Raw genomic sequence first — 26,495 nt, forward strand, 5'->3', positions numbered from 1 at the left:
TTCACCTCGGTCCCTAGAGCGCACACGACGTCGATCTACGGATCTCCCGAAGCGGATCGCTTCATGGTCGGATTGACGGGCGCAGCGGGCCCACGTGCGCGACCCCGAGCACGCGATTTACTTTGATGGGTTCGCGGAGGCGATGGTCGCGGCGAATAGCGTCATGAGCCCCTACGTCATTCTTCACTCGGCAAAACGGGGCCAGAAACCCCGATTGGTGAGATAGCTTAGGTCAAGGCCCATCCGATGCGGTGGGCAGTTTCCATTCCCGATGTCCCGCCTGCGTCACGGCTTGCCGGCCGGCATGCTAGCGACCCGGTTTCGCACTATCGTCGACGGGGGTCGACATTGCCCCAGTTTGCAGTCAGCGTCGACCGGGGCGCCCCGTTGCACCACTTTGTTGATCAACCTCAACGATTGCCTCGACCGGACGCCCACAATTCATATAAGGGGAATCGCGCTCTCGGCCATCGCATCGCGCTTCGTGCCAGACCGCGTACCTTAACGGGAGCGCCAACGTGGCGAACGCTCCCCTCAGAGCAAGGTCCACAGCCGAAGCGGTGATCTCATGAATTCGTACCGGGTGGGTAACGACCCGCGATTTAGCGATCGCGCCGAGGCCGGAAGCGTGCTTGCACGACAACTGGCCACATATGCGGGACGCCGCGATGTGATCGTACTGGCACTGCCGCGCGGTGGCGTGCCGGTTGGCTATGAGGTCGCGCAAGCGCTGGGGGTCGAACTCGACGTGCTGGTCGTGCGCAAGCTGGGCGTGCCGCACTATCCCGAGTTGGCAATGGGCGCGATCGCGTCCGGCGGAGTACTTTACCTCGACGAACGAACGATCCGAACCGCCGGCATCACCCAGCCGGAGATCGTCGCCGTACTGAGCGATGAACGCCGCGAACTGGCACGACGGGAAGCGTTATACCGCGGGCATCGACCGCCATTGAAAATAGAAGGGCGCACCGTCATCGTTGTCGACGATGGCATCGCCACCGGCGCCTCGATGCGCGTCGCCATCGAGGCGTTGCGTACTGGCAAACCGGCGCGGATCGTTGTTGCCGTGCCGGTCGCCCCCGAGGGCACAGCGAAACGACTGGATGGTCTCGCCGATGAATTCGTTTGCCCTCACAGCGAGCGCGAGTTCGGTGGTGTTGGCCAGTTCTATCGGGACTTTGGGCAGACGAGCGACGCCGAAGTGCGCGCGCTCCTCGCCCGCTCACATCAGGATGTTCAATAATGCATCCCGCCACAACACCCTTTCTCGCCGTGCGCGAGATCGCGCAACGGCTCAATGACAACGATGGCGATTACGATGCGTTGCTGGAGATGGCGCACGATCGCGAGTTCGTGCTGCTTGGCGAAGCCACGCACGGCACACAAGACTTCTACCGGATGCGGGCACAGATCACCCGCCGCTTGATCGTGGAGGGAGGATTCGACGCTGTCGCCATCGAAGGCGATTGGCCGGATACCTGGCGCGTGAACTGTTTCGTGCAAGGCGAAGGCGATGCCGATGCGGAGGCCGCACTTGCGGATTTCAGGCGCTTCCCTACCTGGATGTGGCGCAATCGTGAGATGCGCGACTTCATCCTGTGGCTACGTGAGCACAACGCCTCGCTGTCGCCCGAAGCACGGGTCGGCGTTTATGGACTCGACCTGTACAGCATGTACCAGTCGGCGGATGCGGTGATCCGCTATCTTGAGCGGGTCGATCCCGAGCAGGCTGCCATGGCGCGCGATCGGTACGCGGCGCTCGATCACGTGCGCGAGCCTCAGGCGTATGGGTACGCCACCGCAGTCGGCGCCCGGCCGGATGCCCGTGAAGGCGTCGTCGCCCAGTTACTGCAACTGCGGGCCGACGCGCGCCTCCATCTTTCGCGGGATGGCCTTGCGGCACTCGACGCACAGTTCTTTGCACAACAGAATGCCGAAGTCGTCGTCGATGCCGAACACTACTATCGGTCAATGTTCGGGCGGCGCCTGAACACCTGGAATCTGCGTGACGCGCACATGCACCGCACGCTATGCGCCCTTGCCCACTATCGCCTGCAACGTGGCGGACGGGGGCGCGTTGTCGTCTGGGCACACAATTCGCATCTAGGCGACGCGCGCGCGACCGAGTCGCATCAGCATGGCGAGTGGAATCTTGGTCAACTGGTGCGTGAAGCCGTCGGTGAAAAGGCGCTGCTGGTCGGCTTCAGCACCTACACAGGGCACGTATCCGCCGCGTCTCAATGGGACGGCGACGTCGAGCACAAGTGGGTGCGTCCGGCATTGCATGACAGCTATGAATACCTGTTTCACAGCACCGGGCTAGACCGGTTTTTCCTGCCACTCAACGAGGTTGCGGCGGAGCCGCTTCGTGCAGCCATGCTTGAGCGGGCGATCGGCGTGATCTACCTGCCTCAGAGCGAACGTGAAAGTCACTATTTCTGGACATCACTCGCCCACCAGTTCGATGCAGTGTTTCATCTGGACGAGACAAGCGCCCTGGAGCCGCTGGACGTGCCGCCGCACTGGCACCGGCGTGAGGCGCCGGCGCCGGCGGCCTGAATGCAGTGAGGCGATACAGAGGTACCCGATGCGCGACGTTCAGTTGACTGGCTCGCGACGCTCCCGGCAACCGCCACGTTCAACGTATCGGCTTCGCCGCGTCGCGCTGAGGCCGCCCGTGCAGAACGCACCCCTGTTTTCCGGATTCCAAGGGCGGTTCTCCGACGGTTCGTCGCGGAACACGTCAGGGCAACGCTCAGATCGACTTGGCGATCAGACCGATCGAGACGATCATGCACACCACGGAAAACGCCTGCTTGAGATGCGAGGGATGCCATCGAGTCAGCAGTCTGCCGCCGACCAGCATGCCGGCCACCGCACCTGCCGAGAACGGCAATCCGATCGTCAGATCGAAATGGCCGCCATAGATGCTGGTACCGACGCTCACCAGCGAGATCATCGCGATCACAGCCAGCGAGGTCGCGATGACCGAGTGCATCGCCAGATCGGTAAAGCGTTGTAACGCCGGCACCATGACAAATCCGCCGCCCACACCGAGCAGACCGGAAAGCACCCCCGCCACGCTGCCCATCACCGCGAGCCGGCTGGCGCAGCGCGGCGTCCAGACGAAGCGGCCGCTTTCGCCGCGCAAGCAAGGGCAGTCGGGCCGCACCTGCGCCAGCGACTTGCCGCGGCGTGCTTCCCATAACCCTTTGAGTGCCACCCAAATCATGATTGCCGCGAACAATAGCGTCAGATAGCGGGTATTCATGTGATGCGCCAACCATGAACCCAATGGCGTAAGCACAATGCCAATGGTGGCGATGAGCATTGCCGCGCGATAACGGACGATACCGGCGCGCACGCCCATCCATGCGCCCATGGCAGACGCGATGCCCACGGCCAGCAGGCCGATCGGACCGGCCTCCGGCACGCTCAGATGCCGGCCGAACACCAGCAGCGGAATCGCGAGGATACCGCCGCCGGCACCGGTCAGGCCCATGATGCAGCCGACGATAGCGCCCAGCAACAGACTGACAGTCATGGCAAAGGATCTCGATGGGTTGTCATGGAACGAGCGCGCATCAGCCGACCATTTCCGGTTGTGCCATCCACTCGTGGCCTTTGAGCATGCCTTCCCAATAGAGCGGCGGCAGAATGCGCTCCTTGAGCAGCCACGCCAGACGCGAGGGGCGCGTGCCGTCGATCAGCCAGGAAGGAAAGCTGGGCGCGAGCTTTCCACCGTAGTTGAACTCGGCCAGCACGATCTTGCCGCGCTCCACCGTCAGCGGGCACGATCCGTAACCGTCGTAGCGTGCCTGCCCGCGTTTGAGGCCAAGATTGAAGAGCACGTTGTGCGCCACCACCGGCGCCTGTTTTCGCGCGGCCGCAGCCGTTTTCGCGTTGGGCGAATTACTGGCGTCTCCCAGTCCGAAGATATTGCTGAAGTGCTTGTGTTGCAGCGTCCCCTGATCGACATCGATCCACCCGGCGGGATCGGCCAGCGGACTGCGGCTGACGAAGTCGGGCGCCGTTTGTGGCGGCACCACGTGGATCATGTCGAACGGAACTTCGATTTTCCCGGCGTCGCCCTGGGCGGACGCCACGCTGAAGGTCGCGACCTTGCGTACGCCGTCGACGGCCGTCAGGTTGTGGCCGAAATTGAGGTCGATGGCATAAGACTTCACATACGCCATGAGGGCCGGCACGTATTCCGGCACGCCGAACAGCGCATTACCGGCCGAGAAGAACTTCACGTGAGACTGGCCGAGCACACCGGCGCGTCGCCACGCGTCGCACGAGAGGTACATCGCTTTCTGAGGCGCGCCGGCGCATTTGATCGGCATCGGCGGTTGGGTGAACAGCGCGTTGCCGCCTTTGAAGCGCTCGACCAACTCCCACGTGTAGGGCGCGAGATCGTAACGGTAATTCGACGTCACGCCGTTGCGCCCCAGCGTATCCGTGAGCCCTTCGATACCCTCCCAGTTCAGTTTCAACCCCGGGCACACAATCAACTGCTCGTACTTCACGACCCGGCAGCCTTCGAGCAAGACCGCGTTGCGCTCCGGTTCGAAGCCTGCGACAGCCGACTTGATCCAGCGCACGCCGCGCGGAATCAGCGACCCCATGACCCTGGCGGTCTGTGCGGGCTTGAATACCCCGCGGCCCACCAGCGTCCACCCAGGCTGGTAGTAATGCACGTCGGCGGGATCGATGATGGCGATGTCGAGTCCCGGCTGGCGGGCCAGCAGACTCGACGCCACCGATATGCCGGCCGCACCGCCGCCCACGATGACGACCCGGTGGGTCGAATCGGCGACAGCGAACGGCGTGGCAGCGGTCTGTGAGATCCGGCGCACCAGCGCGCTCAGATCGTAGCCGCACGCTTCGGCGCGCTTGAGGATTTCGCCGGTGGACAGGCGATCGGCGCGCGAGAGTCCCCACAGCGTCGTGCTTCGCATGCCACTGCGGCAATACGCAAGGATCGGCTTGGGCAACACGTCGAGCAGTTGATCGAACTGGGCAGCCTGTTCGTCGGACACCCTGCCGGGTGTCACCGGCAGGTAGCGGATTTCCAGCCCCGCCGCCTGAGCCTGCTGCTCCACTTCGCGAAAGCTGGGTTGGTCGGCAGCTTCGCCGTCCGGCCGGTTGCAGATGATGGACTTGAAGCCAGCGGCAGCAATGTCCGGAACGTCGGCAGGCGAGACCTGCGCGCAGACGGACAATTGCGCCGTCAGTTGCTTGATATTCATGGAGTGTCTCCTCGGTGACGATAGGCGCTTCGGCGTTGGCATTTCGGGGGCAAAGCCGCGCCGGTGCCGACCGAGCGATGGGTCAGAGACCCCGTGTCTTGCAACTGCTGATGCCGAACAGCGAGTAAAGCGGACAGAACCGGACCAGTCCGGTGATCAAAGCGATCAGCCCCAGCCACCCCCACCACCCGACGGTTCCGGTGGCCGCAAGCAAGATCAGCACCGCGCCGGCGACGATTCGCAGGCCACGGTCCACACCGCCCACATTGATATTCATGATGGCGCCTCGCGTGATCAAACAGCGTTAAGGGGAATCTTCAGGTAGCGCACGCCGTTGTCTTCCGCAGGCGGCAACTGCCCCGCGCGCATGTTGACCTGGACTGACGGAAGCAGCAGCGTCGGCATGTCCAGCGTCGCGTCGCGTGTCGTGCGCATGGCCACGAACTCTTCCTCGCTGATTCCGTCTCGCACATGAACGTTGTGCTTGCGTTCGTCGGCGACAGTGGTGACGAACTCCAGCTTGCGGGCGTTGGGTTGATAGTCGTGGCAGAGGTAGAGCCGCGTATGTGCCGGCAGGCTGAGGACCTCGTTGATGGAGTGGAACAACGTGCGCGCATTGCCGCCGGGAAAATCGCAACGCGCCGTGCCGTAGTCGGGCATGAAGAGCGTGTCACCCACGAAGGCGGCGATCTGGTCGCCTTCCTCGACGACGTATGTGATGCACGCGGGGGTATGCCCCGGCGTATGCATGACGCGGGCTTTCAGATCGCCGATCTGGAAATGCTCGCCGTGCGCGAACAGGTGATCGAACTGACTTCCGTCGTGCGCGAATTCGCTGCCCGCATTGAACAGTTTGCCGAACACATCCTGCACCTGGCGAATATGCTCGCCGATGCCAATACGACCGCCCAGCTTCTGCTTGAGATAGGGCGCGGCCGACAAATGGTCGGCGTGAGCGTGGGTCTCCAGAATCCACTGCACCGTCGCGCCCAGCGCCTGAACCCGCTCGATCAGGTGGTCGGCGCTGTGTGTCGAGGTCCGGCCGGACTTCGGGTCGTAATCAAGCACAGTGTCGAGCAATGCGCAGTGGTTTGTGGCGCGATCCAGCACGATATAGCTGATGGTGCTGGTCGCCGGGTCGAAGTTGCCCTCGATATACAGGTTCTCCATGATCTCCTCCTCATGAATCAGTCGAATGTCCGATACCTATCAAAATTCGTGCCAACTCGCGAAATTCCGTTAACTCAATGATTCAAATAATAAAAATTTTGATCTCGGATGAGACTGAGCGATTTCTGTCGCTCGTGACAGTGCCATTTGGCAGTGGCATACTGCCAAATGGCAGTACTGGCAGTCGTTATCGTTCAACTATCGCGAGCATCCGCTATGCACCCCGTTCCCGAAGTGCTTCAGGCCTTCCAGGTCCAGGCCCTGATTTCCTATCTCGATCACGAATCCGCGCCCATGATCGTGATGAACACCGATTACGAGATCCTGGCGGCCAATACGGCCTACAAGCGCCAGTTCGCGACGGCAGGAAAGCCTTACGTCGGCCACAAGTGCTATGCGATGTCGCACCATTACGCGGTGCCCTGCGATCAGGCCGGCGAGCATTGCCCTATGCAAAGCGCGCTGATCAGCAAGGGGCCGGATCGCGTTCTCCACATCCACCACACGCCGCGGGGTCCGGAGCATGTCGACGTTGAACTCCGGCCGATCGTGGACAGCCATCATCAAGTCGTTGGATTCGTCGAGCGGTTGCAAACCGTACGACACGCGTCGGTGCAAGCCAGTCGTCAGGGGCTGGTCGGCAAGTCGCCCGCGTTCAATCGCGCCCTCGGCGAACTGCAGCGGGTGGCGACTGCCGAATTGCCGGTGCTGCTGTTGGGAGAGTCGGGCAGCGGCAAGGAGTTGTTTGCGCGCGCGTTGCATGAGGCGAGCCAGCGCTCGCGCGGCCCGTTTGTGGTGGTCGACTGCTCGGGGCTGACCGAAACCCTGTTCGAGAGCGAACTGTTCGGCTACGAGAAGGGGGCATTCACCGGCGCGCATACGCGCAAGGCTGGCCTCGTCGAGACGGCAAAAGGCGGCACCATTTTCCTCGACGAAATCGGTGACGTACCGCTGGGGATGCAGGTCAAGTTGTTGCGGCTGATCGAGTCGGGCACCTACCGCCGGGTCGGTTCCGTCGACACGCAACAGGCAGATTTCCGTTTGGTCGCCGCCACCCACAAGCCGCTGCAAACGATGGTGGCCGAAGGCGCGTTTCGTCAGGATCTCTATTACCGGATCAGCGCTTTCCCCATTCACCTGCCCGCGTTACGGGAGCGGCGCGACGATATTCCCCTGCTCGTGGAGTCGCTGCTCCAGCGAGGGGGCAAAGAACCCGATCAACGACTGCATACTTCGCCGGAGGCCATGGCGCAACTCGTTCGATACGATTGGCCAGGCAACATTCGGGAGTTGCGAAACGTGCTTGAGCGCGCGCGTCTGTTTGCCGACGACGGCGTGATCAGGCCCGAGCACCTCGCACTCGACGTGGCGACAACCCGCCAGACGGCGATGCGCACGGCTGGCGGCGAGGCCGATCTCGCCACGGTGGTTCGCAATTTTCAGGGCACGCGCAAGGCATTGGCGGCCCATCTGGGGTTGAGCGAGCGCACCTTGTATCGGCGTCTGAAAGCAGAAGGATTGGCGTGACACCGGCATCGCCCGCCGTTTGCGCCGCGCGGGTGCGCATCGAACGCGACGTCCGGCTTCGCGGAGAAGCGGGAAACCGGCGGCGGGAGCGGGAAGCCGCAAGGGAGTGACGCATCCGTATTTTCAACCCGTCGTACGTCGCGAGCGTTTTTGTCGGTGGCCGATACGTTTCGAGTGTCGACACATCGGCGAAGTTATTCGGAAGTTACTGAAACTCAAGGATCGACACTGCTGCGATGATGCGCTTGGCCGATAGCTCGGCTGAACCCGCGCACATCACAGGAGGCCTTGATGAGTACTTCAGACAATGACAACGGAAAGGGCGGTGCAGATGGAAGAGATGACGGACGCGACATCCCGAAGTCGCTCGCAAGGGAAGGACACGTCGTCTGGTTCTACGAACACAGGAAATACCTCGGCTTCGAGTGGGACGAGTTGGCGAGGGAAATCAAAAAGTCCCCGGTTGCCGATCCGGAGCACGCCATCTATTTCGACACCTTGGCACATGCCGTAGTCGCGTCGGACAAATTGATTAGCCCGAGTCTTATCCTCTACTCGCCGGGCAAGGGGCTGCCGCCGAAAGTGAGGGGGTAGCGATGACCGAGGCCCGTCGATGTCGGCGGGCCTCGCTTCACGACCCTTCGAGTTTGATGGTGAGTCTCGTGCGCCGGGGGATTGGACACCAATGTTGGCGCGATGGTCGGCTTCGGTGATTCACGTCTCCACCATGATCTCCCCAACGTTCACCACGCATGAGCTGAGGAGCCGTAATCTCTAGATTCGGTTGGTAGGAGATTTTCCGGACAGGTCACAGGTCTGCAGGCGCTCAATCATCGCGCTGTGCTCAAGGCCCTGCCGGACCTGCCGATAATGGATTTACAGGGTATTGGAAGATCATGATGAGTCACGAAGAAAAGGATTTAGCTCCCAGCTCGCTTCAAGCCGCATTTCTGCGCCACGAGGACAGCCTGGTATCGTCCGGACACCAGCCCGGCGAGGACAACCCCGCGGTTTATCGCACGTTGCTCGAGTCAACCCGAGCGATCCCCTGGAAGATCGACTGGGCGACAATGCAGTTCACCTATATCGGCCCGCAGATTGAGGAACTGCTCGGCTACGCGCCGTCGACATGGAGAACGGTCGAGGACTGGGCCTCGCGGATGCATCCGGAGGACCGGGAGGCGGTTGTGGAATTTTGCGTCGCACAGTCGCAAGCGGGCGCCGATCATGAGGCGGACTATCGTGCGCTGACTGCGGACGGCGGGTATGTGTGGATTCGCGACGTTGTCCACGTCGTGCGCAAAGAGAACGGTGACGTTGACGCGCTGATCGGCTTTATGTTCGACATTAGTGAACGTAAGCGCACCGAGGCTCGGCTCGCGGAACTCCAGCGCGAACTGGAGCGGCTCTCGTTGTCAGACAGTTTGACCGGGGTCGGCAACCGTCGCATGTTCGACACGGTCATTGCCCGCGAATGGGCGAGCGCGGCGGCATCGGGCAACCCGCTTTCGCTCGTGATGATCGACATCGATTTCTTCAAATCGTACAACGATTATTACGGTCATCTTCAAGGCGACGAATGTCTGAAACGCCTTGCGCGCGTGCTCGAAGAGGCAGTTGGGCCGAACGCGTTCCTGGGCAGGTTTGGCGGGGAAGAATTCATACTCGTGCTCGCAGATACGAATGCCGATGACGCCGTGCGTGTCGCGGAGCGTTGCCGCGCGCTGATCGCGGAGGAAGCCATCGCCCACCTGCGCTCCCCGCACGGTCAGCGAGTCACGGCAAGCTTCGGGTAGCCACCGTCGTGCCGACCGGAGACATCGATATCACCGCGTTTATCAATCTGGCTGATGCGCAGCTCTATCAGGCAAAAGATCAGGGACGCAACCGAATTGCGGCGGTAGACCGAGCACGCATCGGCGGCGAAGGATACAAGCGGCAGTCGCGTTGATCCGCTGGTTTGGGTGCGGCGATTGTTTTGGCGTGGCGTTATTTGTTTCGCCGGGCTGATCCTCGCGACTGAGCGTCGTCGGGCGTCCCTGCGGCGACCTGCACCGGGAACGTTAGTGAGCCGTCTCAAGCGGCACACTGGCAGCGCGGGAACTATTGAAAACGTCAAAGGGCCACGTGAAAATCACGTGGCCCTTTGAATTGATTGGTGCCGGCTGCAGGACTCGAACCCGCCACCTGATGATTACAAATCAACTGCTCTACCAGATGAGCTAAGCCGGCGAAGTCGCGTATTGTAACCGATTCATCGGTCACTGACGACTCCCTGTCAGGGCAAAATTGTTCGTGGACGCTAGCGATTGGGGTAATGCGCACAAAGCGCTCACCCCGCACACCTACCCTCACGAATTACTTCACCACCTTCAGGCGAGCGCGTCCGGTGTTGCCGCCCGCAGCGCCATTGCCACCCGGGCGCGTCGGATCCGAATCGTCATCGCCTGGGGCCTGCATCGACGGCACCGCTTCCAACTCGGCCCCCTCTTCCGCAGACGCCTGCTTGTCGACCGGGAACGCCATCCCCTGTCCATTCTCACGAGCATAAATCGCCAGCACGTTCGGCACCTGCACTTCCACTTTCTGTGAAATGCCGCCGAAGCGGGCGCTGAATTCAATCCAGTCGTTGCCCATCTGCAATCCGCTCGTGGCATCGAAGCTGATGTTCAGCACGATCTCGCCATCTTTCACAAACTCGCGCGGTACTCGCGTCCTGGCATCGACATGCACGGCCAAATACGGTGTGTACCCGTTGTCGGTACACCACTCGTACAGCGCGCGCAAAAGGTAAGGCTTGGTAGACGTTTCAGGCATATGACCAACTCATCCCGCCGCGAAACCCGCCCACCGCACTCGGCAGGCCAGCCTCGCCAGCGGTTCAATCAACGCATCAGCGACGCATGACCTTTTCGGACGGCGTCAGCGCTTCAATGTACGCCGGACGGCTGAAGATCCGCTCGGCATACTTCATCAACGGCGCGGCATTCTTCGACAACTCGATGCCGTAGTGATCCAGACGCCACAACAACGGCGCAATCGCCACGTCGAGCATCGAGAACTCCTCGCCCAACATGTACTTGTTCTTCACGAAGATCGGCGCAAGCTGCGTCAGACGATCGCGAATCGACGCACGCGCCTTCTCATGCGTCTTCTCCGCCGCCTTGCCCTTTTCGTTCTCGAGCGCGCTCACATGCACGAACAGCTCTTTCTCGAAATTGAACAGGAACAACCGCGCACGCGCACGCTGCACCGGATCGGCCGGCATCAACTGCGGATGCGGGAATCGTTCGTCAATGTACTCATTGATGATGTTCGATTCGTACAGAATCAAGTCGCGTTCGACAAGAATCGGCACCTGACCGTACGGATTCATCACCGCAATGTCTTCCGGCTTGTTGAACAGGTCGACGTCACGGATTTCGAAATCCATGCCTTTTTCGAACAGAACCAGCCGGCAACGCTGGGAGAAGGGGCACGTAGTGCCCGAGTACAAAACCATCATAGCGCGTCTTCCTTAAAAACCAACGGGGCCGGGGCGGGAAATCGACGCTCCCCAAACCCTGGCCCCGTCGTACAGACGTTATTTTACTTCACGTCCTTCCAATAGGCCGCATTCAGGCGCCAGGCAAGTACCGTAAAGAGTCCCAAGAACAACAAAACCCAGACACCCAACTGCCGGCGTGTGCGTTGCGCCGGTTCCGACATCCAATCCAGATAAGATACCAGATCGGCCACGGCAGCATCGAATTCCACCGGTTTCATCGTCCCCTGCGTGATCTGCACGAACTGGGCCGGACCATGCTCCGCCCCCTCCCCATGCTTCAATCCCCGCTGTCCCTGCAACTGCCAGAGCGGGTTTGGCATGCCCACATTCGGGAACGCCAGGTTGTTCCACCCCGTCGGCCGCGCATCGTCCCGATAGAACGTACGCAAGTAGGTATACAGCCAGTCCGTCCCCCGCGCTCGGGCCTCGACCGACAGATCCGGCGGCGGTGCACCAAACCACTCCTTGGCATCCGCCGCACGCATGGCCACGGTCATCGTGTCGCCAATCTTGTCCGTCGTGAAAAGCAGATTGTTCTTGATCTCTGCATCCGACAATCCCAGATCCTTCAGGCGCGAATACCGCATCGACGCCGCCGAATGGCAGTTCAGACAGTAGTTCACGAACAGCTTCGCGCCTCGCTGCAGCGAGGCCAGGTCGTCGATCCGATTGGGCGCCGTATCCAGCGCCATACTTTCTTCAGCCAAGACCGGCGCCGCGAAACCACTCAGGAGCGCCAGGACAAGCAACAGTTTTCTCATCGTGATATCCCTAGTCGTTGGCGGGCGCTCAATGCGCCGCGAAGGTCACGCGATCCGGCACCGGCTTGAACGTGCCGCGTTTGCTCCACAGCGGCATCAGCCAGAAGAATCCGAAGTAGTACAGCGCGCCGACCTGCGAAATCGCGGTCTTCATGGGCGTCGGTTCCTGAATGCCCAGATACCCCAGCACCGCAAAAACGACGACGAGAATACCCAACAACACTTTGTGGAATCCGGGACGGTAACGAATCGATTTCACCGGGCTATGGTCCAGCCACGGCAGGAAGAACAGCGTGACCACCGCGCCGCCCATCACCACCACGCCCCAGAACTTGGCCTCGGTCAGATACATCGCCAGCAGCAGCAACACGACACCGCCAGACGCCGCCACCTTCGTGGTCGCGGCCGCTTTGCCCTTGACCCACCAGATCGCCGTGACGATCACCGCCAGCCCCATCAACAAATGCTTGAAGTCGTCGGTCGTGGCACGCAGCATCGAGTAGAACGGCGTGAAGTACCACACCGGCGCAATGTGCGGCGGCGTCTTGAGCGAGTCGGACGGAATGAAGTTGTTCGCTTCAAGGAAGTAACCGCCCATCGTCGGCGCGAAGAACACGATCGCCGAGAACACCATCAGGAACACGCCCACGCCCATGATGTCGTGCACCGTGTAGTACGGATGGAACGGAATGCCATCGAGCGGCCGGCCATTGGCGTCTTTCTTGTCCTTGATCTCGATGCCGTCGGGGTTGTTGGACCCGACTTCATGCAGCGCGATGATGTGCGCGACGATCAACCCGATAAGCACCAGCGGAACGGCGATTACGTGGAACGCGAAGAAGCGGTTGAGCGTGGCATCCGACACCACGTAGTCGCCGCGAATCCACAGCGACAGGTCCGGACCGATGAACGGAATCGCCGAGAACAGATTCACGATCACCTGCGCGCCCCAGTACGACATCTGCCCCCACGGCAGCAGATAGCCCATGAACGCTTCAGCCATCAGGCACAGAAAGATCAAACACCCGAACACCCACACCAGCTCACGCGGCTTGCGGTAGGAACCGTACAACAGCCCGCGGAACATGTGCAGATACACCACGACGAAGAACATCGATGCGCCCGTCGAGTGCATATAGCGAATGAGCCAGCCCCACGGCACTTCGCGCATGATGTACTCGACCGACGCGAACGCGAGGTTGGCGTCGGGCTTGTAGTTCATCACCAGGAAAATACCGGTGAGGATCTGAATCACCAGCACCAGCATGGCCAGCGATCCGAAGAAATACCAGAAGTTGAAATTCTTGGGCGCGTAATACTCGGACGCGTGCTCCCTCCAGAGCTGGCTGAGCGGAAACCGGCGATCGATCCAGCCCAGCAAGCCCGTCGTGTCGACCTGTTTGTCGGCGGCCATGATTACGCTTCTCCTTTTTCGTCTTTACCGATCACGAGCTTGGTGTCGTTCACGAACATGAACCGGGGAACGTCGAGATTCTTTGGCGCCGGCTTGTTCTTGAAGACACGGCCAGACATATCGTAGGTCGACCCGTGGCACGGGCACAGGAAGCCCGGATCGGGGCCCAGCGCGGCGTTGGCGTTCGCCTGGTAAGGGCCGGAAGGGATGCAACCGAGGTGAGTGCAGATACCGACGACCACAAGCAGATCCTTGTGCTCGACACGCGCACGGAACGCGTTCTTGCAATAGTCGGGCATCGGATAGGAAAACGTTTCCTTGGAGTCCGGATCAGCCAACTCCGCCGTCACTTTGGACAGCGAAGCCATCTCGTCAGGCGTGCGACGCACGATCCACACGGGCAAGCCGCGCCAAGCCACGGTCATCTTGTCGCCCGGCTTGAGATTGCTGATGTCTGCCTCGACCGGCGCCCCGCCCGCCTTGGCGCGCTCCGAGGGTTCGAGCGAACTGACAAAGGGAACCAACGTTGCAACGCCGCCCACGCCTCCCGCTACGGACGTTGCAATCAACAGATTCCGACGGCTACTGTCGACGGCCTTTTCTTGATTGTCACTCATCACAAGCCCCACACGGTTGAATTGGTATTTCCGTCAACCTTAAATCATACGCGAGCGTGAATGCCTGAAACAACGGCAAAACGCCCCAGCCTCCTAGTGGTTTTCGCGTATTTTCAAAGGATTAACGTACCCTGCGGGTGGCCAGCGCTCACCCGGGGTTTCGCTTCTGGGATGCTGCACGAGAACCGTCATGATCGCCGCTTTCGTTGACGCGTGCACGACATTTAGTCATCATTTTCCCTGTCTCGTCCCGGTGACATCGTGCGCGGCCTGTGGCATTCGCGTGACATTATTTGACGCGACCCCCGCCGCAGCCGTGCGGCCCGCATGGAATTACCGGTCAATCAATGCCAGTTCGTGAGTGCCGGTGTAGCGCGATGCTCCCCGGGTCACTCAACATAACAGGGAGAAATGGCATGAGCTTCATGTCGGAATTCAAGGAATTTGCCGTCAAGGGCAATGTGATCGATCTGGCCGTCGGCGTGATCATCGGCGGGGCCTTCGGCAAGATCGTCGATTCGGTCGTCAAAGACCTGATCATGCCGATCGTCGGTGCAATCTTCGGTGGCCTAGATTTCTCGAGCAAGTTCATTCTGCTCGGCACCATCCCGCCCGAGTTCAAGGGCAACCCGACGTCCTACGCCGATCTGACCAAAGCCGGCGTGGCCGTCTTCGGTTACGGCAACTTCATCACCGTGGCCCTGAACTTCCTGATCCTGGCCGTCATCATTTTCCTGATGGTCAAGCAGATCAACCGGCTCAAGCGTCCGGCGCCGGAAGCCCCGGCGGCCCCCGCAGCCACGCCGGAAGACATCGTTCTGCTGCGCGAAATCCGCGACAGCCTCAAGAAGCAGAACGGGTAAGACCGCGCAGGGCGGCCACGCGCCGCCCCGGAAGGCGCCTCAGGTCAGGCCGGGTTCGGCATATCGAAGAATCGATGCGTGAGCCCGAACCGCGCCGCGATGTGCTCGCCAACGGCCTTGGCGCCGCCACGCTCGGTCGCATGATGCCCCGCCGCCAGATAGCCCACGCCGCTCTCGAGCGCGAGATGCTGGGTGGGCTCGGAGACTTCGCCGCTGATATAGACATCCGCACCCGCCCCGATGGCGGCCTCGAAGAAGCCCTGCGCCCCGCCGGTGCACCACGCGATACGGCGCACCTCGCGGTTCGGGTCGCCCAGCAACAGAGGCGCGCGCCCCAGCCGTGCTTCAACGTGCGCCGCAAGCGCCGCCAATGTCGTCGGCGCGGCGGGCGCGCCAAGCCATCCAAGCTGATCCGGGCCAAAACGACCGCCGTCGTCGGTGAAACCCAGCAACTTGCCGAGTTGCGCGTTGTTGCCCAGTTCGGGATGGGCGTCGAGCGGTAGGTGGTAGGCGAACAGATTGATGTCGTGACCGATCAACACCCCCAAACGACGTCGCTTCATCCCGGTAATTCTGGCATCTTCGCTCTTCCAGAAGTAACCATGGTGAACGAGGACGGCATCGGCGCCCCAGTCGCGGGCGGCTTCGAGAAAAGCCAGGCTGGCGGTCACGCCACTGGCGATTTTCTGAATTTCGCCGCGCCCTTCGACCTGTAGGCCATTCGGGCAGTAATCGCGAAATTGCGCGATTTGCAGGGTATCGTTCAGATACAATTCGAGTTCAACACGATTCATATAAGGTCTCGCTCTTTCATGCTCAGACGCTTCTGGCTACTGTTCGCGCAAGCGGTCACCGTGCTGCTTGCGTTGCTCTTCATCGTCGCCACCCTCAAACCTCAGTGGCTGCAACGCCAGGGTTCGTTCGGCAAGCAACTGGCCAATCCCATCATCGCCCTGCAGGAAGTCGCGCCGAGTCTGTCCGAGAAGCCGTCGACCGGCTCGTACGCCGATGGCGCACAAAAGGCGATGCCCGCGGTCGTCAGCATTTTTTCCAGCAAGGAACAAAAGCAGAATCGCGATCCGCGCCTCGATGATCCGTTGTTCCGGTATTTCTTTGGCGACGGCGGCGGCACAATGCGGCAAGACCCGGTCTCGAGCCTCGGCTCGGGCGTGATTGTGAGCAGCGAAGGCTATATTCTCACGAATCATCACGTGGTGGACGGGGCCGACGAGATCGAAGTTGCCCTCGCCGACGGCCGCAAGGCCCGCGCCAAGCTGGTCGGCAGCGACCCCGAGACCGACCTCGCGGTGCTCAAGATCACGCTCGACAACCTCCCCGCCATCACGCTGGGCCGCATGGAACAGGTGCGCGTGGGTGACGTGGTCCTCGCCATCGGCAACCCGTTCGGCGTCGGCCAGACCGTTACGATGGGCATCATCAGCGCGCTGGGGCGCAATCACCTCGATATCAGCACGTTCGAGAACTTCATCCAGACGGACGCCGCCATCAACCCCGGCAATTCGGGCGGCGCGCTGGTCGACGTAAACGGCAACCTGCTTGGCATCAACACGGCGATCTACTCGCGTAGCGGCGGCAACATGGGCATCGGCTTCGCGATCCCCGTGTCGACGGCGCGCTCGGTGCTCGAGAGCATCATCACCACCGGTTCGGTCACGCGCGGCTGGGTCGGGGTCGAGCCGCAGGACATCACCTCGGATATCGCCGAGTCGTTTGGCCTGCAGCAGGATTCGGGCGTCATCATCGCCGGCGTCGTGCAGGGTGGCCCCGCCGACAAGGCCGGCGTCCAGCCGGGCGACATCCTGACAAAGGTGAACGACGCGTCGATTCGCGACACCACCGAACTGCTCAATGTCATCGCCCAGATCAAGCCGGGCACGCAGGCCAAGCTGAACGTCACGCGCAAGAAGAAAGCGATGGATCTTACCGTGACGATCGGCAAGCGCCCACCGCCGCCCAAGCGACCGGCGCAGGACGGTGGAGACGGTACCGACGGCGGCGATGGCACCGACGGGAACAGCGCCGACTGAGGGCGCCGGACCGCGTCGAACGGCCTGGAAGTGGAAGGACACAACGGCTGCGCTTGGGCGCGGCCGTTTCATTTTCATCGCTGCGACGGGCCTCGCTCATTGTCACGCCTGCCCTCGTGCATCTTCGGCCCTCACCCGCGGCGATCGCCCACAAAAAAAGCACGGACCATGAGGCCCGTGCTTTCCTGAATCTGCGTTATCGATGTCGCGAGCCGATTGTGCCGCGGCAAGTCACGCCAAGGTTACGGCGTCGCCTCGCCGTTCCCCTCGCTGCCTTCGTCTTGCCGATGCCCCTGTTTGACGAACAGCCGCGCCGCGATCAGGCCCAACTCATAAAGGATACAGAGCGGGATCGCCAACATCAGTTGCGAGAGCATGTCCGGCGGCGTCACGACGGCGGCCAGCACAAAGGCACCCACCACCACGTACGGCCGAATCTGCTTGAGCTTCTCGATGCTCACCACGCCCATGCGCGCGAGCACCACGACGACCACCGGCACTTCGAAGGTCACCCCGAAGCATAGGAACATCGTGAGAACAAAGCTCAGGTAATTGTCGATATCGGTATTCATCTCCGCGCCCAATGGCGCGTTGTAATGCGCCATGAAGTGGAACACGGTCGGGAACACCAGGAAGTAGGCGAACGACATGCCCAGCAGGAACAGCGTGTAGCTGCTCACGACCAACGGCATCACCAGCTTCTTCTCGTGCTGATACAACCCTGGCGCCACGAACGCCCAGGCCTGGTAAAGCACAACGGGCAGCGCGATGACGAACGCCACCATCATCGTGACCTTCATCGGCACGAAGAACGAGCCGGTAATATCGGTGACGATCATCTTGCCGCCCGCGGGCAGCGCTTGCATCAGCGGGCGGGAGAGCAGGCGGAAGATGTCCGGTGCCCAGTAGACCAGCGAGAGGAACGCCACGATCACCGCCGCGCCCGCGCGAATGATGCGATTGCGCAGCTCGATCAGATGCGAGATGAAGGTCTCTTCGGAGCCCCCGTCGGGGATTTGCTTGTCGTCGCTCACGTCGACTTATCCAGGAATGAAGCCGGCACAGTGCCAGATGGCGGGAAGTTCGGTGCGCAAGCGCCTCAGAAGAACTTGACGGGCCGGCGCAGCTTGGCCGGTGTGTGACGCGCCACACGCGCCGCCCCCGACTGCACCTGCGTGCGCGTGGCGCTGGCCTGCTTGAACCAGATCGGCGTAGCAGTCCGGCGTACGCGCCAGTTGCGGCGCTTGGTCGATGCGCGGATACCGGACGTCACGACGGGTTCGGAAAGGTAGCTGTCGGAATACCCGGTCGCCGCATCCGTACCGCCGCCGGCGATCTCGCCGGACGACGTACCCGTGGCACTCGCCCAGGCGTCGTTGAGCGACGCCTCCTGCTCGTGCAGTTGCTTCTGAATGGTGTTCTGGGCGCTGCGGGCCGCGTCCTCGAACTGCGTGCGCATGTTGCGCAACTCGTCGAGTTCCATTTCGCGGCTCACCTCAGCCTTCACATCGTTGATATAGCGCTGTGCGCGGCCAAAGAGCGCGCCCGCCGTGCGCGCCACTTTAGGCAAGCGCTCGGGCCCGATCACGACCAGCGCAACAACGCCGATCAACATCAGTTTGGAAAGACCGAGATCGATCATGTCGACGCCGACTTAGCCTTGCTTGCGATCGCTCGTGTCCTTGGCCTGCACGTCGATCGTGGTCGAGTCGCGCAGTTCCTTGGCAGTCGCCGGGTCATCCTTGGCGGCCGGGGCACCTTCGCCCTCCTTCATGCCGTCCTTGAACCCCTTGACGGCCCCTCCCAGATCGGTGCCGATGTTGCGCAGCTTCTTGGTACCGAAAACCATCATTACGATCACCAGCACGATCAGCCAGTGCCAAATACTCAACGAACCCATGACCACTCTCCTTGCGTTTCCCCACCCCTGCCGCGTCGCGACGGGATCTTGTCGTGCACGGTTGCCCGGGGCGTGCCAGCCACGAACAATCGCTCCATGTTTGCCGCTGTGCCCGCAGCAATGTGCCCCATTGTGGCACATTGCGCGGCACGTCCTGCATCGTAACCGGGTCGGACACCGGGTAGAAATAAATGTTTCGTGAAACCGTCGTCGATGCGGAACACTTGCACGCTCCGGCAGCACAGCGCGGCAAAGCGTCGCGTCGTGCCGCCGGCGGCATTCACATGCGCTTCCACGGCCGCGGTCCGGCCAGAATGTGCATATGAAGATGATAAACCTCCTGACCGCCACCCGGTCCGGTGTTCATCACAACGCGGAATCCGTTGCCTTCGATGTTCGACGCATCGCCGTCGAAACGATAGCCTTGCTCGGCGGCCAGCTTCGGCGCGAGCAGCATCATCTTGCCCAGCAGCGCCTGGTCTTCCGGCTGACAGTCTTGCAATGTGGCGATGTGCTTGCGCGGCACCATGAGCAGGTGCAGGTCGGCCGCCGGATTGATGTCTTTGAACACCACGACATCGTCGTCGGCATGGACCTGCGCGCTCGGGATCTGCCCGGCAATGATCTTGCAGAAGATACAGTTGTCGTGCGTCATGCGTGTGTCTTCCTCTCGAATGCGTGTAGGGAGCTTAGGTGCCGCTCGGTATCGTTCAGGCGCGCGCGGCGTACATGGGCTTGTTGTCGTTCAGGTAGAGCCAGCCCTTGACGATCCGATACAGCGCCCAAATGCCCAGCACCCAGAGAATCGCGAAGCCGACCATCACGATGGCAAGCGCCACGCCGAGTACCCCCAGACCACCGACCACCAGAACGTACGGATCTGCCACGTGAAATGCGAGGCGTAGAGCGTGCCGGCGGCGTCATCGCGCTTGATGTAGTTGATGATGATCGCCACGATGGCGGTCACGCCGCCCGTGAGCCAGAACAGCGCATAGAGCGCATAAAGCACGTGCGTGAGCTTGCGCAACGCGCGCTCCTGCTCGGCGCTGGGCGCATTCGGGGTGTCGCGAGGTAAGGATTGCCGGGGCTGCCGGGCGATCCGGTCGCGCCCGGGGCTGCGAATCGTTCATGAAGCGTCTCCTCGCGTGAGCCAGCGCGGCATATCGATGATCACGGCCATGGAGGCCAACGGAAATCAGTCGGCGTGTTCGCCACGGATGCCGCGCTGCGCCTTTTCGACGAGACCCGACAACCCTTCGCGGCGCGCCAGTTCGGCGAGCACTTCGTTCGGGCTCAGGTCGTGATGCGCGAGCAGTACCATGCAATGAAACCACAGGTCGGCCGTCTCGTTGACGAGCTTCTGGCGCAGGTTGTCGGCCCCGCCAATGCGAATGTCCTTCGCCGCGAGCACCACTTCGGTGGCTTCTTCGCCGATCTTCTTGCAGATGGCGTCGTCACCCTTGTGGAACAGACGGGCAACGTACGACTTGTCGGGGTCGGCTCCCTTGCGCGAGGCGATGACCTCGGCCACACGCTCCAGCGTATCGTTCATGGTGCTCACTTGTAGATCTTGTGCGGGTCCTTGAGCACCGGCTCGACGGATGCCCAATGGCCATCCTCGACGCTGCCCTCGAACTTCTGGAAGAAACAGGAATGGCGACCGGTGTGGCAGGCAATGCCATCGATCTGCTCGACCTTGATCAGCACCACGTCTTCGTCGCAATCGAGACGAATCTCATGCACCTTCTGTACGTGGCCCGACTCCTCGCCCTTGTGCCACAGGCGCTTGCGCGAGCGCGAATAATAGACGGCCTCGCCGGTCTCGACGGTGCGCGCGAGCGCCTCGCGATTCATCCACGCGAACATCAGCACATCGTTGCTGCCGAGTTCCTGCGCGATCACGGGCACGAGGCCCTGCGCGTCCCAAGCTACCTTGTCCAGCCAATCTTGCGTCATGATCCGTGGAATTCCGTTCAGAGCCGCACCGAAATGCCCTTCTCGGCCATGAAGCGCTTCGCTTCACCGACCGTGTGCTCGCCGTAGTGGAAGATACTCGCGGCGAGCACGGCATCCGCATGGCCTTCGGTCACGCCGTTGGCCAGATCGGCCAGCGACCCCACCCCGCCCGAGGCGATCACGGGGATGCTCACGGCATCTGACACAGCGCGCGTGAGCGCGAGGTCGAAGCCGCTCTTGGTGCCGTCGCGGTCCATGCTGGTGAGCAGGATTTCGCCCGCGCCCAGGGCCTCGATCCGCTTGGCCCAGGCCACGGCGTCGAGGCCCGTGGCTTTGCGGCCACCGTGCGTGAAGACTTCCCAGCGCGGCGTTTCGCCGTCGGCGGACACACGCTTGGCGTCGATTGCCACGACGATGCACTGCGCGCCGTACTTGGCGGCCGCGTCGGCCACCAGTTGCGGATTGGCCACGGCCGACGAGTTCATGCTGACCTTGTCGGCACCGGCGTTGAGCAGGCGGCGCACGTCGGCCACTTCGCGCACGCCACCGCCCACGGTCAGCGGAATGAAGACTTGCGCGGCCACCGCCTCGATGATCGGCAGAATGAGGTCGCGCCCGTCGGAGGTCGCCGTGATGTCGAGGAACGTCAATTCGTCGGCGCCCTGCTCGTCATAGCGGCGGGCGATCTCGACGGGGTCGCCCGCGTCGCGAAGTTCGACAAAATTGACACCCTTGACCACGCGGCCGGCCGTCACGTCCAGACACGGGATGATGCGTTTAGCGAGAGCCATGATGTTGGCAGGCGAGGCGGCCGAAGCCGTGGTCTCGCTTATGCCGCTCCTCCGGAAAGCTCGTCCGCACGCGTTTGCGCCGCCGAGAAATTCAAGTCGCCCGAGTAGATCGCGCGGCCGCAGATGACGCCTTCGACGCCTTCCCGCTCAACCTGGCACAGCGCGTCGATATCGCCCAGGTTCGACAGGCCGCCGCTGGCAATCACCGGCACGGTCACGGCCTGCGCGAGGCGCACGGTCGCGTCGATATTGATGCCCTGGAGCATGCCGTCGCGGCCGATATCGGTGTAGATGATCGATTCGACGCCGTAGTCCTCGAACTTGCGCGCCAGATCCACGACTTCGTGGCCGGTGAGCTTGCTCCAGCCGTCGGTGGCGACCTTGCCGTCCTTGGCGTCGAGACCGACGATGATGTGCCCGCCGAATGCCGTGCATGCGTCCCTGAGGAACCCGGGATTCTTCACCGCCGCCGTCCCGATGATGACGTACGACAAACCGTCGTCGAGATAGCGCTCGATGGTGGCCAGGTCGCGAATGCCGCCGCCCAGTTGCACGGGGATATCGGCGCCGACTTCCTGAATGATGGCGCGAATGGCCGCTTCGTTGCGCGGCTTGCCGACGAATGCGCCGTTCAAGTCCACCAGATGGAGGCGGCGGGCGCCTTGCTCGACCCAATGTCGAGCCATGGCGGCGGGGTCCTCCGAGAATACGGTGGCTTGATCCATGTCGCCTTGTTTGAGGCGAACACACTGACCGTCTTTAAGGTCGATGGCCGGAATGAGCAGCATAGGCAATCGTGAAACGTCGCTAGAGGGAGGTAAAAGAAATTCGCAAATTACGCGGACAATACAAAACCGACCCCTGCCTTGCCGGGCATCGGCACGTCGGGATCGGATTCATCAACATGACACACAGTATAAGCCGTGACGCAGGGCATGCTCCGAGTGACATCCGGGCGCGAATGCGCCAGACGGGTCACGCTCAAGGCTTCCACTGCGCAAAATTGCGATAAAGGGTAAGGCCCGCCTGAGCGCTCTTTTCCGGGTGGAACTGGGTGGCAAAGATATTATCTTGGGCCACCGCACAGGTAAAGGGCACCCCGTAGACCGTCTCGCCGACGGTCAACTCGGGCCTTGCAGGCACAACGTAATAGCTGTGCACGAAGTAAAAATAGCTGTCATCGGGCACGCCGGCCCAGATCGGGTGAGGCTGCGTCTCGTGTACACGGTTCCAGCCCATCTGCGGCACCTTGAAGCGCGAGCCGTCGTCCTGCAACTGGCCCTCGAGGTCGAAGCGCACCACGCGGCCCGGCAGCAGGCCGAGCGCGGGTGTGTTGCCCTCATCCGACATGTCGAACAGCATCTGCTCGCCCACGCACACGCCGAACATCGGCTTGGTAGCGGCGGCCTCGACGACCGCGTCGCGCAGGCCCGACTCGTTCAGGCAGCCCATGCAGTCGCGCATCGCGCCCTGCCCCGGCAGCACCACGCGGTCGGCGGCGCGAATCTCGGCGGCGTCGCTGCTGATGCTCACATCGGCCTCCGGCGCGGCGGCACGCAGCGCCTGATAGACCGAGCGCAGGTTGCCCATTCCGTAGTCGACAATCGCAATCTTATTCATCTCAAACCCGGCAGCAGTATTTTCAAACCATCGATAATGAATTCCACGGCCAGCGCCGAGAGGATCAACCCCATCAGACGCGTGCCGATATTGATGCCCGTACGCCCGAGCCAGCCTTCAAGGCGCCCGGCGCTGCGCAGCGCCACCCAGCACACCGCGCCCAGGCCCACGCCGATCGCCAGGAGCATCAGGATCTGCGCCCAGCCGTGTGCACGCCCCGAGTAGATGATCACGGTACTGATCGTGCCCGGGCCAGTGAGCAGCGGGATTGCGAGCGGCACCACGGCGATGTTCGGCCGCTCCTCCGCTTCGTCGCGCTCTTCGGCCGTCGAGCGTGTGTTCCCCGTCTGCGCGTTGATCATGTTCACTGCCATGAGCAACATGATGATGCCGCCGCCAACTTCAAGCGACGCGATCGAAATACCGAAGAAGCGGATGATGGCTTCACCGAACAGCCCCGAGCCCGCGACCACCAGCGCGACCGCAATCGCCGCGACATTGATCGTACGGCGCTTCTCATCGCGCGTCTGGGTGGACGTCAAGCTGATGAAAAGCGGGATCGCCCCGAGCGGATTGATCAGGGCCAGCAGCGAGATGAAGAACTTGAAGGCGTCGAGCGTCATAGGGGGCACGCGGCGCCGGCGGCCGGCCGGTCGATGAATCGTCGCAGGGGCGCCGGCCTTGCGGGCCGGCGGGCTATCGGGCTACCGGACCGGCTGCGCCGACCCGTCTCGCGTTACAGGCTTCCCTTCGTGGACGGCACGACACCCGCTGCGCGCGGATCGATCTCGACCGCCATGCGCAGCGCGCGGCCGAACGCCTTGAACACCGTTTCGCACTGGTGGTGGGCGTTGATGCCGCGCAGATTGTCGATATGCAACGTGACGCCCGCATGATTGACGAAGCCGCGGAAAAACTCGATGGTCAGATCCACGTCGAAATTGCCGACACGCGCCCGCGTGAACGGCACGTGGAATTCGAGACCGGGACGACCCGAGAAATCGATCACAACGCGCGACAGCGCTTCGTCGAGCGGCACATAGCTGTGGCCGTAGCGCACGATACCCTTACGGTCGCCGATCGCCTTGGCCACCGCCATGCCCAGCGTGATGCCGACGTCTTCCACCGTGTGGTGATCGTCGATGAAGGTATCGCCGCGGGCTTCGACATCCATGTCGATAAGGCCGTGGCGCGCGATCTGGTCGAGCATGTGATCCAGGAACGGCACGCCGGTATCGAGGGCCTTGCGGCCGGTGCCGTCCAGGTCGATCTTGACGCGTATTTGCGTTTCGCTGGTATCGCGAACGACTTCCGCAATGCGCATGGTGGTGAGTTCTCGTCGTATGGCTTGTTAGAGTGATGCGGCCAGGGCTTTCACCATTGCCGCATTCTCCGTGGGGGTGCCGACCGTCAATCTCAGGCAATTGGCCAGCAATACGTGCATTTTACCCACGTTTTTGATCAACACCTTGTGTGCGAGCAGGCCCGCGTGGGTTTTGTCGGCATTCGGCACGCGAACGAGCAGGAAATTCGCGTCGCTCGGGAACACGCTCACCCCGGGCAGCGCCGCCACGGCGGCGGCCAGCCGCGTGCGTTCGGCGCGCAATTCGGCCGCCTGGGCGTCGAGCACGCCAAGGTGATCGAGCATGAATTCGGCGCATGCCTGCGTGAGCACATTGATGTTATAGGGCGGACGCACCTTGTCGATCTGGTCGAGCCATTGCGCGCTGCCCGCCACATAGCCCAGCCGGATGCCCGCCAGCCCGAGCTTCGAGACGGTGCGCATGACCAGCAGTTGAGGGAACTCCGGCAGACGCGGCATCCACGTCTTCCCGGCAAACGGCTGGTACGCCTCGTCGATCACCACGAGGCCGCGGCTGGCGGCACGCACCAGCGTCTCGATGTCGTCGTCGGCGAACAGATTGCCCGTCGGATTGTTCGGATAGGCCAGGTACACCACCGCGCCCGGATGCGCCGCAATGGCGCCCAGCATAGCCGGCATGTCGAGCGAGAAATCGGGGCGCAGCGGCACACCGACGAACTCGATGCCCGCCAGGCGCGCCGACATCTCGTACATGACGAAGCCCGGCATGGGCGCAATCACCGTGGCATCCGGCCGAGCGGTGGCCATTGCGATCATGCTGATGATCTCGTCCGAGCCGTTGCCCAGCAACAACTTGGCCCCGGCCGGCACACCCATCGTGCGGGCGAGCGTCTCAAGCAACACCTGCGGACGCGGCGACGGGTAACGATTGAGCGCCACGTCGGCCAGTCGCTGCCCCAGCGCAGTGCGCAACGCCGGCGGCAGACCGTACGGATTCTCCATCGCGTCGAGCTTGAGGAAACCGCTGGCGTCAGGGACGGCGTAGGAACTCATGGCGAGCACATCGGAGCGGATCACTGAGTCGACGGACATGGCAGTAGAGGAGGATCGCGCGACATCGCGCGGAATCATTGATAAAGGATCAGTTGAAGGCGAATGTCAGCCGTCCGGCGTCGGCACCGTCGATCTTGACGACGCAGCGCCGGCCGGTTTCCACACTGCCGAGGGCATCGGTAATGCGCTGCAACCGCACACCGGTCTGCCAGGACAGCGCCTGCGCCGCCGCCGGGCTCACATGCGCGCGCGCGGCATCCGCCTCGCAACGCATGGCGACCAGGCGGTTGCCAACGCGGCCGAACACGCCGTGGGCCACTTCGTCGTCCGTGCCGCGCAGCGCGGTCTTGCCGCCGAGTCGCAACACGTAAATATCGTTGTCGAACGCCTGACGACTCACGCACACGGTCATACGCTCGACCGACGTGCCCTCGAAGGTGGCGTGCTGGCAATACTGACCGGCGGCGTAGGCCGAGGGACTGCTCGCGGCCGCGAGGGCGCACACGACAGCCACTCTGCGCACAGCGCGCGCGAGGCGGGCCGGCAGCGGCCACGACAATGACCCCGGGGACGGCGCGATGGCGCGGGGCCGACGCCGAGCGGTGGCCGACGTCGTTGGACAATACGCGGGCCGCAGGGCGTCGTCGCGCAT

29 protein-coding genes, 1 tRNA gene and 2 pseudogenes are annotated in these 26,495 nt (G+C 62.3%); 7 read left to right on the forward strand and 25 right to left on the reverse strand.

Annotation, left to right across the window (positions count from 1 at the left end; genetic code table 11):
- Positions 1 to 568 precede the first annotated feature (568 nt).
- Complete coding sequence (locus DRB87_RS20800) at positions 569 to 1,243, forward strand: phosphoribosyltransferase (protein WP_130027360.1); 675 nt, start codon at positions 569 to 571, stop codon at positions 1,241 to 1,243.
- Positions 1,243 to 2,559, forward strand: a complete 1,317-nt coding sequence (locus DRB87_RS20805; protein ID WP_130027362.1) for an erythromycin esterase family protein — start codon at positions 1,243 to 1,245, stop codon at positions 2,557 to 2,559. The genes DRB87_RS20800 and DRB87_RS20805 overlap by 1 nt, the downstream gene beginning before the upstream one ends.
- A gap of 196 nt (positions 2,560 to 2,755) precedes the next feature.
- Here the strand turns inward: DRB87_RS20805 and DRB87_RS20810 are convergent, their stop codons facing one another.
- From DRB87_RS20810 to DRB87_RS20825, 4 genes are all read right to left on the reverse strand, one after another.
- On the reverse strand, positions 2,756 to 3,544 hold the full coding sequence (locus DRB87_RS20810) for a sulfite exporter TauE/SafE family protein (protein ID WP_130027364.1): 789 nt from the start codon (positions 3,542 to 3,544) through the stop codon (positions 2,756 to 2,758).
- A 40-nt stretch (positions 3,545 to 3,584) separates the two neighbouring features.
- The gene (locus DRB87_RS20815; protein WP_130027366.1) at positions 3,585 to 5,252 is read right to left on the reverse strand and encodes a bifunctional protein tyrosine phosphatase family protein/NAD(P)/FAD-dependent oxidoreductase; all 1,668 of its coding nucleotides are present in this window, start codon (positions 5,250 to 5,252) and stop codon (positions 3,585 to 3,587) included.
- Between the two features lie 82 nt (positions 5,253 to 5,334).
- Positions 5,335 to 5,529 (reverse strand): DUF2892 domain-containing protein, encoded by a 195-nt coding sequence (locus DRB87_RS20820; RefSeq protein ID WP_130027368.1) that lies wholly within the window; start codon positions 5,527 to 5,529, stop codon positions 5,335 to 5,337.
- A 17-nt stretch (positions 5,530 to 5,546) separates the two neighbouring features.
- Complete coding sequence (locus DRB87_RS20825) at positions 5,547 to 6,422, reverse strand: MBL fold metallo-hydrolase (protein ID WP_130027370.1); 876 nt, start codon at positions 6,420 to 6,422, stop codon at positions 5,547 to 5,549.
- Positions 6,423 to 6,638: 216 nt separating this feature from the next.
- On the opposite strand from DRB87_RS20825, the gene DRB87_RS20830 reads away from it, so the two are divergent.
- From DRB87_RS20830 to DRB87_RS20840, 3 genes and pseudogenes are all read left to right on the forward strand, one after another.
- A complete protein-coding gene (locus DRB87_RS20830; RefSeq protein ID WP_130027372.1) occupies positions 6,639 to 7,949 on the forward strand; it encodes a sigma-54-dependent Fis family transcriptional regulator in 1,311 nt (436 codons plus the stop codon).
- A gap of 291 nt (positions 7,950 to 8,240) precedes the next feature.
- Positions 8,241 to 8,543: a hypothetical protein gene (locus DRB87_RS20835; RefSeq protein WP_130027374.1), complete on the forward strand. Its 303-nt coding sequence runs from the start codon at positions 8,241 to 8,243 to the stop codon at positions 8,541 to 8,543.
- Positions 8,544 to 8,848: 305 nt separating this feature from the next.
- Positions 8,849 to 9,900: pseudogene (locus DRB87_RS20840) on the forward strand (diguanylate cyclase).
- Positions 9,901 to 10,105: 205 nt separating this feature from the next.
- Here DRB87_RS20840 and DRB87_RS20845 read toward each other — a convergent pair.
- The 6 genes from DRB87_RS20845 to petA all read right to left on the reverse strand — a co-directional run bounded on the left by DRB87_RS20845 (position 10,106) and on the right by petA (position 14,288).
- A tRNA-Thr gene (locus DRB87_RS20845) sits at positions 10,106 to 10,181 on the reverse strand.
- A gap of 126 nt (positions 10,182 to 10,307) precedes the next feature.
- Entirely contained in the window at positions 10,308 to 10,766 is a 459-nt protein-coding gene (locus DRB87_RS20850) for a ClpXP protease specificity-enhancing factor (RefSeq protein WP_130027376.1), read from the reverse strand.
- A 76-nt stretch (positions 10,767 to 10,842) separates the two neighbouring features.
- Positions 10,843 to 11,454: a glutathione S-transferase N-terminal domain-containing protein gene (locus DRB87_RS20855; protein WP_023593906.1), complete on the reverse strand. Its 612-nt coding sequence runs from the start codon at positions 11,452 to 11,454 to the stop codon at positions 10,843 to 10,845.
- Positions 11,455 to 11,537: 83 nt separating this feature from the next.
- On the reverse strand, positions 11,538 to 12,257 hold the full coding sequence (locus DRB87_RS20860; RefSeq protein WP_130027378.1) for a cytochrome c1: 720 nt from the start codon (positions 12,255 to 12,257) through the stop codon (positions 11,538 to 11,540).
- 28 nt (positions 12,258 to 12,285) lie between these two features.
- The gene (locus tag DRB87_RS20865) at positions 12,286 to 13,671 is read right to left on the reverse strand and encodes a cytochrome bc complex cytochrome b subunit (protein ID WP_017234587.1); all 1,386 of its coding nucleotides are present in this window, start codon (positions 13,669 to 13,671) and stop codon (positions 12,286 to 12,288) included.
- A 2-nt stretch (positions 13,672 to 13,673) separates the two neighbouring features.
- Positions 13,674 to 14,288 (reverse strand): ubiquinol-cytochrome c reductase iron-sulfur subunit, encoded by a 615-nt coding sequence (gene petA / locus DRB87_RS20870; RefSeq protein WP_130027380.1) that lies wholly within the window; start codon positions 14,286 to 14,288, stop codon positions 13,674 to 13,676.
- Positions 14,289 to 14,704: 416 nt separating this feature from the next.
- Between petA and mscL the strand changes: the two genes are divergently transcribed.
- Positions 14,705 to 15,151: a large conductance mechanosensitive channel protein MscL gene (gene mscL / locus DRB87_RS20875; protein ID WP_130027382.1), complete on the forward strand. Its 447-nt coding sequence runs from the start codon at positions 14,705 to 14,707 to the stop codon at positions 15,149 to 15,151.
- Positions 15,152 to 15,195: 44 nt separating this feature from the next.
- On the opposite strand, the gene DRB87_RS20880 is transcribed toward mscL, so the two are convergent.
- Positions 15,196 to 15,945 (reverse strand): Nif3-like dinuclear metal center hexameric protein, encoded by a 750-nt coding sequence (locus DRB87_RS20880; protein WP_130027384.1) that lies wholly within the window; start codon positions 15,943 to 15,945, stop codon positions 15,196 to 15,198.
- Positions 15,946 to 15,963: 18 nt separating this feature from the next.
- Between DRB87_RS20880 and DRB87_RS20885 the strand changes: the two genes are divergently transcribed.
- Positions 15,964 to 17,199, forward strand: a complete 1,236-nt coding sequence (locus DRB87_RS20885; protein WP_130027386.1) for a Do family serine endopeptidase — start codon at positions 15,964 to 15,966, stop codon at positions 17,197 to 17,199.
- 242 nt (positions 17,200 to 17,441) lie between these two features.
- Here the strand turns inward: DRB87_RS20885 and tatC are convergent, their stop codons facing one another.
- The 14 genes and pseudogenes from tatC to DRB87_RS20955 form a co-directional block, all read right to left on the reverse strand.
- Complete coding sequence (gene tatC / locus DRB87_RS20890) at positions 17,442 to 18,233, reverse strand: twin-arginine translocase subunit TatC (protein WP_130027388.1); 792 nt, start codon at positions 18,231 to 18,233, stop codon at positions 17,442 to 17,444.
- Positions 18,234 to 18,298: 65 nt separating this feature from the next.
- A complete protein-coding gene (tatB, locus tag DRB87_RS20895; RefSeq protein ID WP_017234581.1) occupies positions 18,299 to 18,841 on the reverse strand; it encodes a Sec-independent protein translocase protein TatB in 543 nt (180 codons plus the stop codon).
- Between the two features lie 12 nt (positions 18,842 to 18,853).
- Positions 18,854 to 19,099: a Sec-independent protein translocase subunit TatA gene (tatA, locus tag DRB87_RS20900; RefSeq protein WP_017234580.1), complete on the reverse strand. Its 246-nt coding sequence runs from the start codon at positions 19,097 to 19,099 to the stop codon at positions 18,854 to 18,856.
- Positions 19,100 to 19,379: 280 nt separating this feature from the next.
- Positions 19,380 to 19,754, reverse strand: a complete 375-nt coding sequence (locus tag DRB87_RS20905; RefSeq protein ID WP_017234579.1) for a histidine triad nucleotide-binding protein — start codon at positions 19,752 to 19,754, stop codon at positions 19,380 to 19,382.
- A 55-nt stretch (positions 19,755 to 19,809) separates the two neighbouring features.
- Positions 19,810 to 20,198, reverse strand: a pseudogene (locus DRB87_RS20910) (DUF4870 family protein).
- Positions 20,199 to 20,294: 96 nt separating this feature from the next.
- On the reverse strand, positions 20,295 to 20,651 hold the full coding sequence (locus DRB87_RS20915) for a phosphoribosyl-ATP diphosphatase (RefSeq protein WP_130027390.1): 357 nt from the start codon (positions 20,649 to 20,651) through the stop codon (positions 20,295 to 20,297).
- Between the two features lie 5 nt (positions 20,652 to 20,656).
- Complete coding sequence (gene hisI / locus DRB87_RS20920; protein ID WP_017234576.1) at positions 20,657 to 21,055, reverse strand: phosphoribosyl-AMP cyclohydrolase; 399 nt, start codon at positions 21,053 to 21,055, stop codon at positions 20,657 to 20,659.
- 17 nt (positions 21,056 to 21,072) lie between these two features.
- Positions 21,073 to 21,846, reverse strand: coding sequence for an imidazole glycerol phosphate synthase subunit HisF (gene hisF / locus DRB87_RS20925; protein WP_130027392.1), 774 nt, complete (start codon positions 21,844 to 21,846; stop codon positions 21,073 to 21,075).
- Positions 21,847 to 21,884: 38 nt separating this feature from the next.
- Complete coding sequence (hisA, locus tag DRB87_RS20930) at positions 21,885 to 22,634, reverse strand: 1-(5-phosphoribosyl)-5-[(5-phosphoribosylamino)methylideneamino]imidazole-4-carboxamide isomerase (RefSeq protein WP_017234574.1); 750 nt, start codon at positions 22,632 to 22,634, stop codon at positions 21,885 to 21,887.
- A gap of 193 nt (positions 22,635 to 22,827) precedes the next feature.
- Complete coding sequence (hisH, locus tag DRB87_RS20935) at positions 22,828 to 23,466, reverse strand: imidazole glycerol phosphate synthase subunit HisH (protein WP_130027393.1); 639 nt, start codon at positions 23,464 to 23,466, stop codon at positions 22,828 to 22,830.
- Positions 23,463 to 24,089, reverse strand: a complete 627-nt coding sequence (locus tag DRB87_RS20940; RefSeq protein WP_130027394.1) for a MarC family protein — start codon at positions 24,087 to 24,089, stop codon at positions 23,463 to 23,465. The genes hisH and DRB87_RS20940 overlap by 4 nt, the downstream gene beginning before the upstream one ends.
- A 113-nt stretch (positions 24,090 to 24,202) precedes the next feature.
- Positions 24,203 to 24,790: an imidazoleglycerol-phosphate dehydratase HisB gene (gene hisB, locus DRB87_RS20945; RefSeq protein WP_017234571.1), complete on the reverse strand. Its 588-nt coding sequence runs from the start codon at positions 24,788 to 24,790 to the stop codon at positions 24,203 to 24,205.
- 27 nt (positions 24,791 to 24,817) lie between these two features.
- The gene (gene hisC, locus DRB87_RS20950) at positions 24,818 to 25,882 is read right to left on the reverse strand and encodes a histidinol-phosphate transaminase (protein ID WP_130027395.1); all 1,065 of its coding nucleotides are present in this window, start codon (positions 25,880 to 25,882) and stop codon (positions 24,818 to 24,820) included.
- 49 nt (positions 25,883 to 25,931) lie between these two features.
- Positions 25,932 to 26,348, reverse strand: coding sequence for a hypothetical protein (locus DRB87_RS20955; protein WP_130027396.1), 417 nt, complete (start codon positions 26,346 to 26,348; stop codon positions 25,932 to 25,934).
- Positions 26,349 to 26,495 lie beyond the last annotated feature (147 nt).

Source organism: Pandoraea sp. XY-2, assembly GCF_004193915.1.
In the GTDB taxonomy this organism is placed as follows: Bacteria; Pseudomonadota; Gammaproteobacteria; order Burkholderiales; family Burkholderiaceae; genus Pandoraea; species Pandoraea cepalis.

Bases quoted from the DNA above. Each gene is read 5' to 3' on its own strand.
- DRB87_RS20830 (WP_130027372.1), top strand. From the start codon at position 6,639: ATGCACCCCGTTCCCGAAGTGCTTCAGGCCTTCCAGGTCCAGGCCCTG.
- DRB87_RS20885 (WP_130027386.1), top strand. From the start codon at position 15,964: ATGCTCAGACGCTTCTGGCTACTGTTCGCGCAAGCGGTCACCGTGCTG.
- hisF (WP_130027392.1), bottom strand. From the start codon at position 21,846: ATGGCTCTCGCTAAACGCATCATCCCGTGTCTGGACGTGACGGCCGGC.
- DRB87_RS20915 (WP_130027390.1), bottom strand. From the start codon at position 20,651: ATGAACGATACGCTGGAGCGTGTGGCCGAGGTCATCGCCTCGCGCAAG.
- hisI (WP_017234576.1), bottom strand. From the start codon at position 21,055: ATGACGCAAGATTGGCTGGACAAGGTAGCTTGGGACGCGCAGGGCCTC.
- hisB (WP_017234571.1), bottom strand. From the start codon at position 24,790: ATGCGCATTGCGGAAGTCGTTCGCGATACCAGCGAAACGCAAATACGC.
- DRB87_RS20865 (WP_017234587.1), bottom strand. From the start codon at position 13,671: ATGGCCGCCGACAAACAGGTCGACACGACGGGCTTGCTGGGCTGGATC.
- DRB87_RS20810 (WP_130027364.1), bottom strand. From the start codon at position 3,544: ATGACTGTCAGTCTGTTGCTGGGCGCTATCGTCGGCTGCATCATGGGC.
- DRB87_RS20940 (WP_130027394.1), bottom strand. From the start codon at position 24,089: ATGACGCTCGACGCCTTCAAGTTCTTCATCTCGCTGCTGGCCCTGATC.
- tatB (WP_017234581.1), bottom strand. From the start codon at position 18,841: ATGATCGATCTCGGTCTTTCCAAACTGATGTTGATCGGCGTTGTTGCG.
- DRB87_RS20855 (WP_023593906.1), bottom strand. From the start codon at position 11,454: ATGATGGTTTTGTACTCGGGCACTACGTGCCCCTTCTCCCAGCGTTGC.
- DRB87_RS20825 (WP_130027370.1), bottom strand. From the start codon at position 6,422: ATGGAGAACCTGTATATCGAGGGCAACTTCGACCCGGCGACCAGCACC.
- DRB87_RS20835 (WP_130027374.1), top strand. From the start codon at position 8,241: ATGAGTACTTCAGACAATGACAACGGAAAGGGCGGTGCAGATGGAAGA.
- DRB87_RS20880 (WP_130027384.1), bottom strand. From the start codon at position 15,945: ATGAATCGTGTTGAACTCGAATTGTATCTGAACGATACCCTGCAAATC.
- petA (WP_130027380.1), bottom strand. From the start codon at position 14,288: ATGAGTGACAATCAAGAAAAGGCCGTCGACAGTAGCCGTCGGAATCTG.
- DRB87_RS20800 (WP_130027360.1), top strand. From the start codon at position 569: ATGAATTCGTACCGGGTGGGTAACGACCCGCGATTTAGCGATCGCGCC.
- mscL (WP_130027382.1), top strand. From the start codon at position 14,705: ATGAGCTTCATGTCGGAATTCAAGGAATTTGCCGTCAAGGGCAATGTG.
- hisC (WP_130027395.1), bottom strand. From the start codon at position 25,882: ATGTCCGTCGACTCAGTGATCCGCTCCGATGTGCTCGCCATGAGTTCC.
- DRB87_RS20820 (WP_130027368.1), bottom strand. From the start codon at position 5,529: ATGAATATCAATGTGGGCGGTGTGGACCGTGGCCTGCGAATCGTCGCC.
- hisH (WP_130027393.1), bottom strand. From the start codon at position 23,466: ATGAATAAGATTGCGATTGTCGACTACGGAATGGGCAACCTGCGCTCG.
- hisA (WP_017234574.1), bottom strand. From the start codon at position 22,634: ATGCTGCTCATTCCGGCCATCGACCTTAAAGACGGTCAGTGTGTTCGC.
- tatA (WP_017234580.1), bottom strand. From the start codon at position 19,099: ATGGGTTCGTTGAGTATTTGGCACTGGCTGATCGTGCTGGTGATCGTA.
- DRB87_RS20805 (WP_130027362.1), top strand. From the start codon at position 1,243: ATGCATCCCGCCACAACACCCTTTCTCGCCGTGCGCGAGATCGCGCAA.
- DRB87_RS20905 (WP_017234579.1), bottom strand. From the start codon at position 19,754: ATGACGCACGACAACTGTATCTTCTGCAAGATCATTGCCGGGCAGATC.
- DRB87_RS20850 (WP_130027376.1), bottom strand. From the start codon at position 10,766: ATGCCTGAAACGTCTACCAAGCCTTACCTTTTGCGCGCGCTGTACGAG.
- DRB87_RS20815 (WP_130027366.1), bottom strand. From the start codon at position 5,252: ATGAATATCAAGCAACTGACGGCGCAATTGTCCGTCTGCGCGCAGGTC.
- DRB87_RS20860 (WP_130027378.1), bottom strand. From the start codon at position 12,257: ATGAGAAAACTGTTGCTTGTCCTGGCGCTCCTGAGTGGTTTCGCGGCG.